The organism is Desulfobacterales bacterium, from assembly GCA_034003325.1.
In the GTDB taxonomy this organism is placed as follows: Bacteria; Desulfobacterota; Desulfobacteria; order Desulfobacterales; family JAFDDL01; genus JAVEYW01.
In genome coordinates this window covers 51,488-64,877 of sequence record JAVEYW010000020.1, presented here as the reverse complement: position 1 = coordinate 64,877, position 13,390 = coordinate 51,488, and the positions used below count along the sequence as shown (strand labels likewise).

The 13,390-nt window shown below is 48.7% G+C and carries 10 protein-coding genes and 1 tRNA gene; 5 read left to right on the top strand and 6 right to left on the bottom strand.

Annotation, left to right across the window (positions count from 1 at the left end; genetic code table 11):
• Nucleotides 1–92: 92 nt before the first annotated feature.
• The 6 genes from RBT11_17870 to RBT11_17845 all read right to left on the bottom strand — a co-directional run bounded on the left by RBT11_17870 (nucleotide 93) and on the right by RBT11_17845 (nucleotide 6,267).
• Nucleotides 93–578: a hypothetical protein gene (locus RBT11_17870; protein MDX9788650.1), complete on the bottom strand. Its 486-nt coding sequence runs from the start codon at nucleotides 576–578 to the stop codon at nucleotides 93–95.
• Nucleotides 579–766: 188 nt separating this feature from the next.
• A tRNA-Val gene (locus tag RBT11_17865) sits at nucleotides 767–841 on the bottom strand.
• A 114-nt stretch (nucleotides 842–955) separates the two neighbouring features.
• On the bottom strand, nucleotides 956–1,528 hold the full coding sequence (gene scpB, locus RBT11_17860; protein MDX9788649.1) for an SMC-Scp complex subunit ScpB: 573 nt from the start codon (nucleotides 1,526–1,528) through the stop codon (nucleotides 956–958).
• A 110-nt stretch (nucleotides 1,529–1,638) separates the two neighbouring features.
• Complete coding sequence (locus RBT11_17855; protein MDX9788648.1) at nucleotides 1,639–2,397, bottom strand: segregation/condensation protein A; 759 nt, start codon at nucleotides 2,395–2,397, stop codon at nucleotides 1,639–1,641.
• Nucleotides 2,398–2,423: 26 nt separating this feature from the next.
• The gene (gene trpS / locus RBT11_17850) at nucleotides 2,424–3,410 is read right to left on the bottom strand and encodes a tryptophan--tRNA ligase (GenBank protein ID MDX9788647.1); all 987 of its coding nucleotides are present in this window, start codon (nucleotides 3,408–3,410) and stop codon (nucleotides 2,424–2,426) included.
• Nucleotides 3,411–3,516: 106 nt separating this feature from the next.
• Nucleotides 3,517–6,267, bottom strand: a complete 2,751-nt coding sequence (locus RBT11_17845) for a CBS domain-containing protein (GenBank protein MDX9788646.1) — start codon at nucleotides 6,265–6,267, stop codon at nucleotides 3,517–3,519.
• Between the two features lie 366 nt (nucleotides 6,268–6,633).
• Here RBT11_17845 and RBT11_17840 point away from each other — a divergent pair, with 366 nt between their 5' ends.
• The 5 genes from RBT11_17840 to pabB all read left to right on the top strand — a co-directional run bounded on the left by RBT11_17840 (nucleotide 6,634) and on the right by pabB (nucleotide 13,374).
• The gene (locus tag RBT11_17840) at nucleotides 6,634–7,491 is read left to right on the top strand and encodes a radical SAM protein (GenBank protein ID MDX9788645.1); all 858 of its coding nucleotides are present in this window, start codon (nucleotides 6,634–6,636) and stop codon (nucleotides 7,489–7,491) included.
• A gap of 222 nt (nucleotides 7,492–7,713) precedes the next feature.
• Complete coding sequence (locus tag RBT11_17835) at nucleotides 7,714–8,922, top strand: type II secretion system F family protein (GenBank protein ID MDX9788644.1); 1,209 nt, start codon at nucleotides 7,714–7,716, stop codon at nucleotides 8,920–8,922.
• Between the two features lie 26 nt (nucleotides 8,923–8,948).
• Nucleotides 8,949–10,241, top strand: coding sequence for an ATP-binding protein (locus tag RBT11_17830; GenBank protein MDX9788643.1), 1,293 nt, complete (start codon nucleotides 8,949–8,951; stop codon nucleotides 10,239–10,241).
• Nucleotides 10,242–10,445: 204 nt separating this feature from the next.
• Nucleotides 10,446–11,138 (top strand): aminodeoxychorismate/anthranilate synthase component II, encoded by a 693-nt coding sequence (locus RBT11_17825; protein ID MDX9788642.1) that lies wholly within the window; start codon nucleotides 10,446–10,448, stop codon nucleotides 11,136–11,138.
• Entirely contained in the window at nucleotides 11,125–13,374 is a 2,250-nt protein-coding gene (pabB, locus tag RBT11_17820) for an aminodeoxychorismate synthase component I (protein MDX9788641.1), read from the top strand. Before RBT11_17825 ends, pabB begins: the two co-directional genes overlap by 14 nt.
• The last annotated feature ends 16 nt before the right edge of the window (nucleotides 13,375–13,390 follow it).

Below are 13,390 nucleotides of genomic sequence, written 5' to 3'. Positions count from 1 at the left end.
ATTTCTGTGAGGGTTTTCCATTTTTCCATTTGCATTTTACACCTCTTAGCTTTAAGTTGGTAGCTTACTTACTTATGATAAGTTTTTAAAAATTATACAGAAAGTCGCACGTCAACCTCTGCCAAAATCACACCTATGTTTAATACGAACATAATTTTCCACGTCGTGTCATCGCGTATTAACTCCATATTTCGCAACACAGACAAATTAAAAATAGCACCGCTACCCTGATCCTTAAATGTCTGCATTGGAATAGGGGCCATAGCCAGTTCAAAACCATCCTCTTTGCGCAAAATAAAAATGGGATCTCGGCAGGATTCGACCCCATATTTTTTAACAGAATCGCGCCATGCTTTAGCAACCTTTGAGGCTGTGTCGCGGGGGATTTGCCCATATTCGATAAGCGTCTTAAAAATTGCAATGGCGTATAAGTCAGCAGTTGAATATTCCTTATGGGTGCGTGATCCTTTTTTAATTTCGTGCTCTGTTTCGATCAGGCCCCTTGAGAGCCATTCGTTCATCCGGCCCCGGTCGATTTCGAGAATGTTTAAGGCTTCCGCAAGTGTAAATCTATCCATAATCAAAAATCCTCACAATGGTTAGTGTGTAACCTACTCACTAATATAAACAAAAAAGAAAGTCAACAAAAAAAATCAACACGCCTTAAACCAACCCCAAAAAAAATCTTAGGCACAAAATAGGCACAAACAGGCACAAAAAAGGAAAAAGGTCACAAGCTGGTTGCCTGTAACCTTTTGATTTTGTTTGGTAGGCGGTATTGGATTTGAACCAACGACTTCTACCGTGTGAAGGTAGCACTCTCCCGCTGAGTTAACCGCCCGTAAAAACTACGCCTTAATTCTGACCAAGACCAATCATGTCGTGAGATGACACCGTGCGCCTCTTATATATGGGGCAGAGGGATTTGAAGTCAAGCGTTTTTTAACGGGGGTGTTTACTCTGTCACCTTGAACGGCAAAGGTGTGGATGCTTCAGTTGTTTCGCTTCGTTTTCCCATCGCTTCGATTTCGTTCGCTGTCGGCAGCGCTTTTAGATCCTTGAGATCGAACACCGCTAAAAACTGTTTGGTGGTGGCATAAATAAGCGGTCTTCCCGGAATTTCCTTTCGACCTAGCACCTTGACGAGTTTTTTTTCCATTAGCATTCTCAGTACACCGCCGCAATCAACGCCTCGCAGATGTTCAATATCCGCTCGAATGATGGGCTGCTTATAGGCAATGATGGCGAGGGTTTCCAGGGCGGGCTGGCTGAGCCGGACGGGATTGGGCTTGAGCAGTCGCTTGATCCATTCGCTGTAGGCCGGGCGGGTGCGAATTTGGTGTCCGCCGGCCACTTCGCTAATATAAATTCCGCCTTTGCGGGTCTCGTATTCGGTGGTTAATGCTTCCAGTGCGAGTCGAATTTCTTTTCCATCGGCCATATTTAAAATTTGCTTCAGGCGATCAACGGATAACGGTGCGTCCGCGACAAATAGTAGGCTTTCGATGATGTTTTTGATATCTTCCATTAAAAACCAGTTGGGCGTTGTGCGTTGAGAGTTTGAGATCGCGAAAAAAAGCGATCTTTCCGAAATCAAGCGGTGAAAAATCGATTTTTGTCAGCCCATTCACGCGCTCATCATTGGTAAAACAGACGGATGATACCGCTTTGCACATGCTGTGCGATGGTGATCAAAGACAACTTCACCATCTCAAGAACAGCCAGAAACGTAATGATGATTTCGCGTTTTCCGGGAGGCGCCGTAAACAGTTCCTCCAGCGTAAGAGTGCTTTTTTCTTCAAGTATGTCGATAATTTGTGCGATTTTATCTTTTATTGAAATGCGCTCCTCGCTCAAATCGATGCGGTGGCCTTCGGGTGCTTTTTCGATTATTTTTTGGAATGCATCAATAAGTTCGAACAGGCCGACCTGAATGATTTCCTGCTCGTTGTCGATCGGCAGCGCCGCGTCGCCGCAAAAGGGCCGAGTGAAAATGTGCTCACCGAGCAGGTTGCGTTCGCCCAGGGATTCGGCAACGGACTTCATTTGAAGGTATTCCAATAACGGCCGGGCGATCTCCATTCGTGGATCTTCTGATTCATCAATGTCCGCATCATGAAGCGGCAGCAGCATTTTGGACTTGAGTTGGGTCAGGGTGGCCGCCATGACGATAAAGTCCCCCGCCAAATCAATATTGAGGGATTTTATGAAATTTATATAGGCCAAAAACTGATCCGTAATCAACGCGATCGGAATGTCGTAAATATCCACCTCGTTTTTTTTGATAAGATGGATCAACAGGTCCATGGGGCCTTCGAATACCTGCTCCAGTTTTACCTGGTAGGGCAGGCCATCCGAAGGCTCATTGTCTTCCTCGCTGTTGAAATCAATCGCCATGTCGCAATGATTCAGTCCGCCTGTATTTAGATGTTCATGGCATGCCGTACATCCGCCATGGTTTGCTGTGCGACCACTCTGGCTTTTTTATTCCCAGCCTTGATGATATCCTCAAGGAGATCCGGATTGGTCTCATAGTAGATGCGCTTTTCGCGAATCGGCGCCAAGGCGGCAATCAGGTTATTTGCCATCATCCGTTTGCAGTCTACGCAGCCGATTTTTGCGGTGCGGCATTCTTGATTGACCCGGGCGATAAGGGGAGGCTCACTGTATCTTTTATGAAACTCAAATACATTACAAACATCCGGATTTCCGGGGTCTTTTCGGCGCATTCGCTGTGGGTCCGTAATCATTTCCCCGACTTTTTGGCGGATTTGCTCGGGGGTGTCTGACAGGTAAATAGCGTTGTGGTAACTTTTGCTCATTTTTCGGCGGTCAAGTCCAAGTATTTTGGGCGTTTCGGTGAGAATCGATTCGGGCTCCGGAAACACCTCGCCATAAAGAAAGTTAAAGCGCCTGGCGATTTCCCTCGTAATTTCAACATGAGGCACCTGGTCGATGCCAACCGGCACGGCATTGGCTTTGTACATGATAATATCTGCTGCCTGCAGCACGGGATATCCGAGAAAGCCGAACGTAGATAAATCCTTATTATTTAATTGTACGATCTGGTCTTTATAGGTTGGATTTCTCTCTAACCAAGGAATCGGTGTGATCATGGAAAGAATCAGAAACAGCTCGGCATGTTCTTTGATATGGGATTGAACAAAAAAGGTGCTTTTTTCAGGGGACAATCCCGCGCCGAGCCAGTCCAGAATCATATTTCGCACATTACCCTTGATGGCGCGAGGATTTTCATAATCACTGGTTAGCGCATGCCAGTCCGCCACAAAAAAGAAGCACTCGTTTTGTTCCTGCAGTTCGATCCAGTTGTTCAGTGCGCCCAACAAATTGCCCAGGTGAAGGGGACCCGTGGGCCGCATGCCGCTCAGTATTCTTTTTTTTGAAACCATGTTTTTTCTCCAGATTTAGCGGGAAAACAACCGCGAGATGTTTATGGGACAAGGGTGATGTTTTTTTCAACCCGGCGCTCCTAAATAAACCATAACGATCACGGGATCAAGTTGAAGTTCCGCCTGAAACGTTAGGCGGCGGGTGGTTTTTTGGGCAGACCGCATTGCTGCTTTTGGACAGTGTCCAGGATAGCCGCGCTTTGGCGAACGCCAACTCATCTTTCCTCGATTTTAGCCGGCCGTCGAGCTTGGCATCGAGCACGGCTTGTAAGACCTCTTTGAAAACCGGGCCTGGCTTATATCCCATGTCGATAAAATCCTGGCCTCGTATCTCAGGGGCTACCTTTCTAAGTTGGGTGAAAAAGTATGAGATTGAGCGTTTGACCTTTTCCTGCCGTGTGGCCGCCATCATGAAAAGCAGCAGCTCATTTTTAAAGCCGCTGAGTTTTCGATACAGCGTGCTGTTTTTTACCGGCAACTTACGTTCCAGGGAAAGCAGGCACCTTTCTGCATCAAACCGAATGCCCTCGAAGAGGGTTTTGTCCTGTTGCGGCAAATCGAATCGTGAGCAAATCTCTATCGTGGTTTTCCGGTCGCAATGCCGAATCAATGCCAGAAAATAAACAACCCATCTCATCAGCGGTTCTTCGAGAAACAGCAGATCATACCAGGACACAACTTTTTTTACGGAATTGAACAAACCGATAAGGTCTTTGGTCAGCCTGATCGAGGAATGAATAACGCTGAGCAGGTTATAATCGTTAAGCCGAATCACCGCGAGGGAGGGGGTGTCTTCTTCCAGAATAAGCCGCAACTCGGAAAAGACCCGTCGGCCGCTGAGCCGTTTAAAAAAGTCCATCTTAACGGCGTTTTCGATAAGACCGGAGGTGAGCTTGCCAATACTGAAGCCGAACCGTTGCTCAAAGCGGATGGCGCGGAAAACACGGGTCGGATCCTCAACGAAACTTAAATTATGCAATACGCGGATCACTTTTTCCTTAAGGTCCTTTTGAGCGGAAAAAAAGTCGACCAGTAGGCCGAAATGGCTTTGGTTCAGCTGAATGGATAAAGTGTTAATGGTGAAATCCCTTCGGAACAGATCCATCTTGATGGAGCCCATTTCAACGATGGGAAGGGCGGCTGGAAACTGGTAGTACTCAAGCCGGGCGGAGGCCACATCCAGTTTAAACCCGTCCGGATAGATAATGACTGCCGTGCCGAACTTGGCATGTGTATGGATTCTAACGCCGGCCGCAGACGCAAATTTTTTGGCAAAAGCGATGCCGTCGCCCTCTATGACGATATCGATGTCCTCATTGGGCCTGTAAAGAAAAAGATCCCGAACGAAACCGCCCACAACAAAGACATTGACCCCGATTTCATCCGCAGTTCGGCCGATATCGGTTAACATTTCCAGCAGACGAAGGGATAATCGCTCTTGCATGAATTTGCCGATATTTCGGGTTCTGGCGGGTACCGGTTCCTGAATCGGATCCCGAAACCGGCTCTTTGTGAGCTGCTCGCTTCGAACGAGGATATTGAGGAGATCGGTTCTCGTAATGACACCTGTAATGGTGTCCCCCTCAATGACGGGCAACACACGCTGTTTATTTTCAATAATTTTGGACTGAACTTCCGACAAATCGGCTTCGGGGCCGACATAAGCCACATCCGTCATCATATACTCTCCGACGGGAACGTCGTCGAGCGCATGAAAAATGGCTTTTTCGATAACTTGCCGGGTAATATATCCGGCAAGTTGCTCCCCGCCGCTGTGTTTTTCGGTGACAACGAGGGCATTGATGTTATATCGCCTCAAAAACTCCTTGGCGTCCCTGCAGGTAACGGATGTATCCACCATGATGGCGGGGGAACTCATCAGATCCCGGGCAAATCGCTGGGATCGAACGTTGTCAAAAAGCACTTTCACCAGCAGTTGTTCTGCCTGCGCCAGGGTCATCTCTTTCAAGTTGGCCGAAGCGGCCGCCGCGTGTCCGCCGCCGCCGAAGTTTTTCATGATGGCCCCAACATCTACTTCGGGAATTCGGCTGCGAGCCACTATATAAATTTTATTGCCCATGGCCGCCACGGCAAAGATAACGTCGTAATTTTCAATTTTGATCATCTTGTGAACGAGAAAAGCAAAATCCGGCACGTAGTCGGGGCTGGTTACAGTCGCGACAGCGACCTCAACGCCGTTGATATGATAATGGGTGACGCTCTGAAACATTTCATTAAGCATTTCCAACTGTTGCGGACTTATCTCCCGGGCGATCATATCCGATACGATATTGAGATTGGCGCCTTTTGACAGCAAAAGGGCGGCAGCCAAGAAATCCGCTTCGGTTGTCGAGGAAAAGGTAAACGAACCGGTGTCCTCATAGAGGCCGAGGCACATGATGGTGGCTTCTTCCGGAGTGATGTCAATCCCTTTTGCTTTTATGATATCGGTGAGTATCGTAATGGTGGCCCCTGTCGGCCGGATCACCTCGTAATGTCCTTGGATATCACCGGTCATATTGGGGTGGTGGTCGTAAATATGAATTTTAAGGCCCGGCTTTTCCAAAACGGATGCCAACGGGCCAATGCGGCCGGGTTGCCGGGTGTCCACGAGCACGAGTGTCGTAATCTGTTGCGGGTCGATGTCTTTTATATCGATAATGTTATATAAATAAACCATTGATTTTATAAAAAAGTTACGAAGATTTTTCTCCTGAGAGCTAGGAAATACAATTCGAGCATCGGGATATAGCTTTTGAGCGGCCAACATGGAGGACAGCGCGTCAAAATCAGCGTTCATATGCGTGGTAATAACCGTCTGGTGTTTTTCTTTTTCCGGTGGCGATTTTCTGGTCATGACTGCCTTGTCCAAATCCTTACAACGCATTGTTTTGGCGTGGAAACATGGCCCGATCAACTGGTCTGTTCGGCCAAAAAACAGTACTATATTCCATAACACCTTGTTTATCAAGCAAAATATGTTGCATCGCCCTTGTGCCTTCATAAGGGCTTTCCTACATGTGACACCGAGCGATTGGTTAACATGCCGGGAAAACGTTTGACTTGAACACCGATTGTGCCTATAAATTAACGGTTCGTTTTTGTTGGTATTAATGATACATATTACGCTAAAGGGGTTTCTCGACCAGTGACAAGGGACTATCAATATCTATTCGGACCGGTTCCCTCCCGGCGGCTTGGACGGTCGCTGGGCGTCGATTTAATGCCTCATAAAACGTGCTCGTTGGATTGTGTTTATTGCGAGTGCGGCAAAACAACACACCTGACTCTGACGCAGAAGGAATATGTGCCGGTTGACCGCTTGCAGGAAGAGCTTCATTCCTTCCTGAAAAATGAGCCGGAACTGGATGTTGTCACTTTTTCAGGCGCGGGGGAGCCAACGTTGCATAGCGGGCTTGCCGATATCATCCAATTTATCAACGGCCGCTTTCCAAAATATAAAACAGCGTTATTGACAAACGGGACGCTTTTTTACCAACAAAGCGTTCGAGCGCAGGTTACCGGCATCGATTTGGTGATTGCATCCGTGGATGCGGCGTCCGAAGCGATCTTTCGACAGATCAACCGGCCGCATCCGCAGTTGAATCTTTCTGCTGTTCTGGATGGACTTTTTGCCTTAAGAAAAGAATTTTCAGGCCGGCTCTGGGTGGAAGTTTTTCTGGTCCCCGGCTTGAATGATGGGGCGGATGAAGTGAGACGGATTCAGGAGGTTGTCGATCGTCTTCGGCCGGATAGGGTTCAATTAAATACGCTTGATCGCCCAGGAACCGAAAAATGGGTTGAGCCCCTTGATCGGGAGGGGATGGCCCGAATAGCGGCGTGTATTCACAAGACCGAATTAATTGCGCCGCTTTCCGCCGCCCCTTGTTCAGGCGGTGCTTTGGAAGACATCCCCGGGCGCTTATTGGCCGCTATCCGGCGAAGGCCCTGCACCTTGGCGGATATTTCCAAAATGCTTGATATTTCGGAGGCGCAAGCGCACCGATATCTGGCGCCCCTGCTATCAAAAAAGGTGGTGAGTCAAAAAGAGATGCCTCGGGGAACATTTTATATTGCTTGATGGTTTGAATTTAATGAAACGGTTTCAATTATCTATTGACTCTTTGCCCGGAATTTTCAAGTGTTGTATGGCGAAAGCCGATAAACATACGGTGGAAGAAAAAGCCTTTTCCAAATGGATAGTTGTTTTGAGTGGCGGTAATTACGTGAGCTTTCCGATAATACCTTATGCTGACTGACATTCTGCGGTGATGGAAGAAACGAATCATTATTAGGAGGCGACATGCCGGTTTATTTATGGGTGGGGAAAAACAGAAAAAATGAGGTTCAAAAGGGTGAAATGGAAGCACTGAGCGAAGATGCTGTTCGTGCCAACCTAACCCGAATGCATGTTACACCCTCAAAGATCAAGAAAAAGCCGAAAGATCTTTTTGAGAATGTCGCATTTTTTCAACCCAAGGTAACTCAAAAGGATATTATTCTTTTTGCCCGGCAGTTTTCCACCATGATAGACGCGGGACTCCCTATTATTCAGTGCCTGGACATTCTTCAGGCACAGCAGGAAAATAAAAGCTTTAAAAAAATTCTCAGAACAATAAAAGAGAGTGTGGAAGGCGGGTCGACCCTTGCCGAATCGTTGCAAAAATTTCCAAAGGAGTTTGATGATCTTTTCGTGAACATGATCGCTGCGGGCGAGGCGGGGGGTATTCTTGATATCATTCTTAGGCGGTTGGCAGCCTATATGGAAAAAATCGCCAAATTAAAAAGTAAAGTGAAAGGCGCCATGGTATATCCGGCGGTAACCTTAAGCATTGCGGTTGTTGTTTTGGTCATTATCCTCGTTTTCGTCATTCCCGTTTTTCAAGGCATGTTCGCCGACTTTGGCGGAGAGCTGCCCGCCCCGACGCAACTGGTAATAATGCTTAGCGAGTTCGTCAAGTCCAATGTTTTCTATATCATTATTGCTGTGGGGCTTTTTATTTTCGCCTACAAGCGGTTTTATCGGACGAAGAAAGGCCGCGAGTTACTGGATAAAACCTTTCTAAAGCTTCCCATTTTCGGCATCCTGATTCGAAAGGTTGCCGTCGCCAAGTTTACCCGCACCATGGGAACCATGCTCACCAGCGGGGTTTCAATTCTTCAAGCGCTTGACATTGTAGCAAAAACAGCCGGGAATAAATCGGTTGAATATGCCATTTACAATGTCCGTGCGGCCATATCCGAAGGTCGAACCATGGCGGACCCCCTGATTGAAAGCGGTGTTTTTCCCAGCATGGTCTGCCAAATGATCGCGGTAGGGGAGTCGACGGGTGCGCTGGATACCATGTTGAATAAGATCGCCGATTTTTATGATGACGAAGTGGATCAGGCGGTTGAAAACCTGACCTCTCTGATCGAGCCGTTTATGCTCGTATTTCTGGGGGTCACCATCGGTGGGCTCGTTATTGCCATGTATCTGCCCATATTCACCATGGCGTCTGTTATCAATTAACGATTGAGACTTTTCCGAAGCGACTTATGACAAACGATTTCCGGAGTGAGCTGTATGATAAACTCAAATGGCTTACTTTTTTCCGGTTGCTGGTCACGGCTGTCCTTTTGGGAGGCGTTGCTTATATACACGCCGAGTACGCCTCTTCTTTTCTGACGCCGCTGCTGTTGGCGGTATATGTCCTGAGCAGCGGCGTTTTTGTGTTAACCATTGTTTATTCCCTGCTTTTAAAAAGGATTACGCGCTATTCCGCGTTCGCGACCGTTCAGATTATTCTCGATACCTTCATCGTTTCGCTGATGATTTATCTCACCGGAGGATTTTCAAGCGGGCTTTCTTTTTTATATTTAGTGGTTATGATTTACTCCAGCATGCTGATCTATCGCAAGGGAAGCCTGATTATGGCGGCCTTATGCACGATTCAATACGGCATCATGGTGGACTTGGAATATTACGGAATACTGACCCCTCTTATTTCGTATGGCGCACCGCCGGGCATGAGCGAACAGTGGCGTTATGTGATTTTTAAGATTCTGATGATAGCGGTCGGCTGTTTTGCGGTATCCTTTCTCAGCAGCTTGCTCTCCGAGCAATTGCGCAAATCGCGGCGTGAACTATTGGCCATGGAGGCACATGTCAAGCGGGTAGAAAAAATGGCCACCGTGGGGGAGATGGCGGCTGGTTTGGCACACGAAATCAAGAATCCGCTGGCCTCTCTTTCCGGGTCAATTCAACTGATCAGAGAAGACATCCCCTTTAACGAAGATCATGACCGATTGATGAATATCGTTCTTCGCGAGGCGGATCGCCTGAACACCTTGCTGAGCAATTTTCTGTTGTTTGCAAGGCCGCAAGCCCGAAAATTGGAATTGATCGAATTGAACAAGGCCCTGGCGGAAACAGTATCCCTTTTTGAAAAAAGCCTTGGCGCTTCCGGTAGAATCGCTATTAAGCGAGAGTTTTCCGCAGGGATTTGGATTGAAATGGACCCCACGCACCTTCATCAGGTAATGTGGAATCTGTTATTGAACGCGGCGGATGCCATTGACGGGCGCGGGCAAATTACCGTGACTTCCCACAAAGCAGTAGGGCGAGGCGCTCAAATAAAAGTCGCGGATACCGGCTGTGGTATTCCGGAAAATAAAGTCAAGCTCATTTTTGATCCATTTTACACTACCAAATCCACCGGCACGGGCCTTGGTCTTTCCATCGTGCACAGAATTCTTGAGACGTATGGTTTTAGAGTGAATGTTGAAAGCGAGCCGGGTTCCGGAACGATTTTTTCCATTGATGTTCGGCAAAGTCAGGCGCCTGCCTGAGAGCGTTCTTGTGAAGCGTTAAGGGGTCTTCCGGCCGGGGGATACTTTTATGGCTATTTCCCTTGACTGAAAAATTTGAATCGGATACAGGCATGAAAAAAATAGTCGGCCAAACCGTTTTTGGTTTTGGGCGATAAATAAGAGTTATGCTCAGGCAACGCCATCCAGACTCTTCTGGATGGCGTTTTGTTTATGGAGGTGGCTATGGCGACCATGCTGGTGATCGATAATTACGATTCATTTACGTATAATCTGGTACAGATGTTTATGCCCTTTCCGCTTGATATTAAGGTGGTTCGATCGGACAAGCTGACACTTGCGCAGGCGCACCGCCTTTCACCGGACTACCTTTTAATCAGTCCGGGTCCTAAAGATCCGGCGCATGCCGGCATTTCGGTCCCGTTAATTCAATCTTTTTATCAAATTGTTCCGGTATTGGGCGTTTGCCTAGGAATGCAATGCATGAATGAGGTTTTCGGAGGTGTTACAACGCGAGCCCCCTTGCCGATGCATGGGAAAACATCTGATATTTATCATCGTGGCCGGGGATTATTTGCGGGCATCCCTTCGCCTTTTACCGTGGCCAGATATCATTCACTAATGGTTGAATTTGAAGCAAGCGAGCTTGCCGTCACGGCTCGAAGCGATGACGGTGTGGTGATGGGAATGAGTCACCCCTGTTACCCCCTGCACGGCGTGCAGTTTCACCCGGAAAGTTTCTTGACGCAATGGGGAGAGCTGCTGATTCAGAATTTTTTAAGCCTGGGACCTTTGCGGAAAGACTGTACGGCCTTGGAAGCCGTTTGCCGTTTGTCTGTTACGAGCGCTCCTTCGGTATGGAACGGATCAGGCTATTCGAAAGTCTCTAATAACGCGGGGGAAAATGGTCAAGCTTGATGCCCTGGCAGATCGAATCATCAACGTTCATGTGACGCCTTTTACGCATAAGGAACCCTTTATGGATCTTGCCGCCCGGTATGCCGGCATGCCCGGGACGGTTGTGCTCATGAGCGGAACAGACCTTGATTGCGCCCGGTATCATCTGCTCGGGGTAGATCCCTGGTTAACGCTTCGAACGGTCGGGCGGGATACTTTTCTGGAAACAGCCGGCGCCTCTCATACCTTTTCGGAAGACCCGTTTGATATTCTGCAGACGTTGCTGAACCAACTGCGGCTGCCTACCAGAGCCTTTCCGGGCATCCATGTGCCGGTGGCTGCCGGGTTAATGGGATTTCTCGCCTATGACCTGAAAGATGCTCTGGAAGAGTTGCCCAGAACGGCAGTCGATGATTTGCGGTTGCCCACGTTATTTATGGTGGCGCCCTCCGTCCTCATCGTACATGACAAAAGAACGCGGGCAAGCTGGCTGTGCATTCCGGAGCGCCAGAATCACTGGGGCGTGCCTTCGGTCTCCGCCATCTTGGACAAGTTTAACGCGCAATCCCGCGTTTTGGCGTCAACCGGCGCATTTCGGGGGGATATCGCCCGCGCCCGGTCCGGCTTTACCCGGGAAGAATATATATCGGCCGTTGAAAAGATAAACGCTTACATTCGTGCCGGGGATGTGTACCAGGTCAATCTTTCCCAGCGATTTGAAACGGCCTTTGAGGGGGACCCCTTTGGGCTGTTTCAATCCTTGTATGCCATGAATCCAGCCCCTTTTTTTGCTTATATTCATGCGAAAGATCACCATATCGTGTCCACTTCGCCCGAGCGGTTTATTCAACAAAGCGGGCCAAAGGTGGAAACGCGTCCGATCAAAGGAACACGACCAAGGGGGAATACACCGGAAACCGATGCGGCATACCGGCAAGATTTGTGCGCAAGCCGAAAAGATGACGCGGAGCTTTCCATGATTGTCGATCTGTTGCGTAACGACATCGGAAAGGTATGCGCCGCCGGATCGGTTCGGGTCACCGCACACAAGCGATTGGAAGCTTATCAGAATGTGTACCATCTGGTTTCCGTGGTAGAAGGCGTTTTGCAGCCGGAAAAAGATGCCGTGGATTTAATACGGGCCACCTTTCCGGGGGGCTCGATCACCGGGTGTCCTAAGATCAGGGCCATGGAAATTATAGACGAGCTGGAGCCCTGCCGCCGCCATATTTATACCGGCGCCATCGGATATATCAGTTTTCACGACACGATGGATCTGTCCATCGCGATTCGAACCGCGACGGTGCTCAACGGAAAAATGATTTTTTCGGTGGGAGGCGGCATTGTTTTCGATAGTGATCCCGCTGATGAATATGAAGAGACGCTTCACAAAGGCCATACCTTGATGACGGTATTTAATGATACGGAAAAAACGGTTCAGCGCCCTTCAATCGCCTGGTTCAACGGGACGGTTCGAAATCTTAATGATGTTTGCATATCGGTAATGGATCACGGATTACTTTACGGGTATGGGTTTTTTGAGACCCTTCGAGCGGACAACGGCAGGGCGAAGCACCTTTTGGCCCATCTGGCCCGCTTTAACAATACATGGCGTGAATTATTCCAAACGATTCCGCCGGATCTGACGTGGCCGGATATCATCGCGCAGGTCCTTCGCTGCAACGGGTTATGTGAAACCACCGCAGCCGTAAAGATACTGGCCACCCGGGGAACCCGGGATGCGCCGCCTTTTGATCATCAGCTGTTGGTGACCGCAAGGCCCTATGAGCATCGGCTGAAAGGGAAACAAGAGGCCGGGCTGCGGTTGCTGGTTTATCCGGAGCCGCGCCAAACGCCGCTGGCCGCCCATAAAACACTAAACTATCTGTATTATTTGTTGGCGGGGCAATGGGCCAAGGCACGCGGTGCCGATGAAGCACTGATTCTGAATCCGGACAAAAGTGTATCCGAAACCAACACGGCAGCCCTTCTGGTTGTATCAAACCAGCGGGTGATACGGCCGTTCTCCCAACATGTGCTGCCCAGCGTGATGCAGCAATCGGTTTGCGAATTGCTCGATAGATGGGGATACTCGATCGAAACCCGGTCGACCCTGTTGCAGGATTTGTATGCCGCCGATGACGTGCTGCTTGTCAACGCCCTTATGGGCGCGGTTCCGGTGCTTTCCATTGAAAATCGGGGGCTAAGGGCCGCTTCGGACTTATTTGAAAGAATCAATCGGCAGGTTCTGTCGTGATGGCAATCGCTGTTAA

Excerpts from the sequence above, each read along its gene's own strand:
- RBT11_17855 (MDX9788648.1), bottom strand. The coding sequence starts at position 2,397 with ATGGCGATTGATTTCAACAGCGAGGAAGACAATGAGCCTTCGGATGGC.
- RBT11_17835 (MDX9788644.1), top strand. The coding sequence starts at position 7,714 with ATGCCGGTTTATTTATGGGTGGGGAAAAACAGAAAAAATGAGGTTCAA.
- RBT11_17825 (MDX9788642.1), top strand. The coding sequence starts at position 10,446 with ATGGCGACCATGCTGGTGATCGATAATTACGATTCATTTACGTATAAT.
- RBT11_17845 (MDX9788646.1), bottom strand. The coding sequence starts at position 6,267 with ATGACCAGAAAATCGCCACCGGAAAAAGAAAAACACCAGACGGTTATT.
- trpS (MDX9788647.1), bottom strand. The coding sequence starts at position 3,410 with ATGGTTTCAAAAAAAAGAATACTGAGCGGCATGCGGCCCACGGGTCCC.
- RBT11_17830 (MDX9788643.1), top strand. The coding sequence starts at position 8,949 with ATGACAAACGATTTCCGGAGTGAGCTGTATGATAAACTCAAATGGCTT.
- scpB (MDX9788649.1), bottom strand. The coding sequence starts at position 1,528 with ATGGAAGATATCAAAAACATCATCGAAAGCCTACTATTTGTCGCGGAC.
- pabB (MDX9788641.1), top strand. The coding sequence starts at position 11,125 with ATGGTCAAGCTTGATGCCCTGGCAGATCGAATCATCAACGTTCATGTG.
- RBT11_17870 (MDX9788650.1), bottom strand. The coding sequence starts at position 578 with ATGGATAGATTTACACTTGCGGAAGCCTTAAACATTCTCGAAATCGAC.
- RBT11_17840 (MDX9788645.1), top strand. The coding sequence starts at position 6,634 with ATGCCTCATAAAACGTGCTCGTTGGATTGTGTTTATTGCGAGTGCGGC.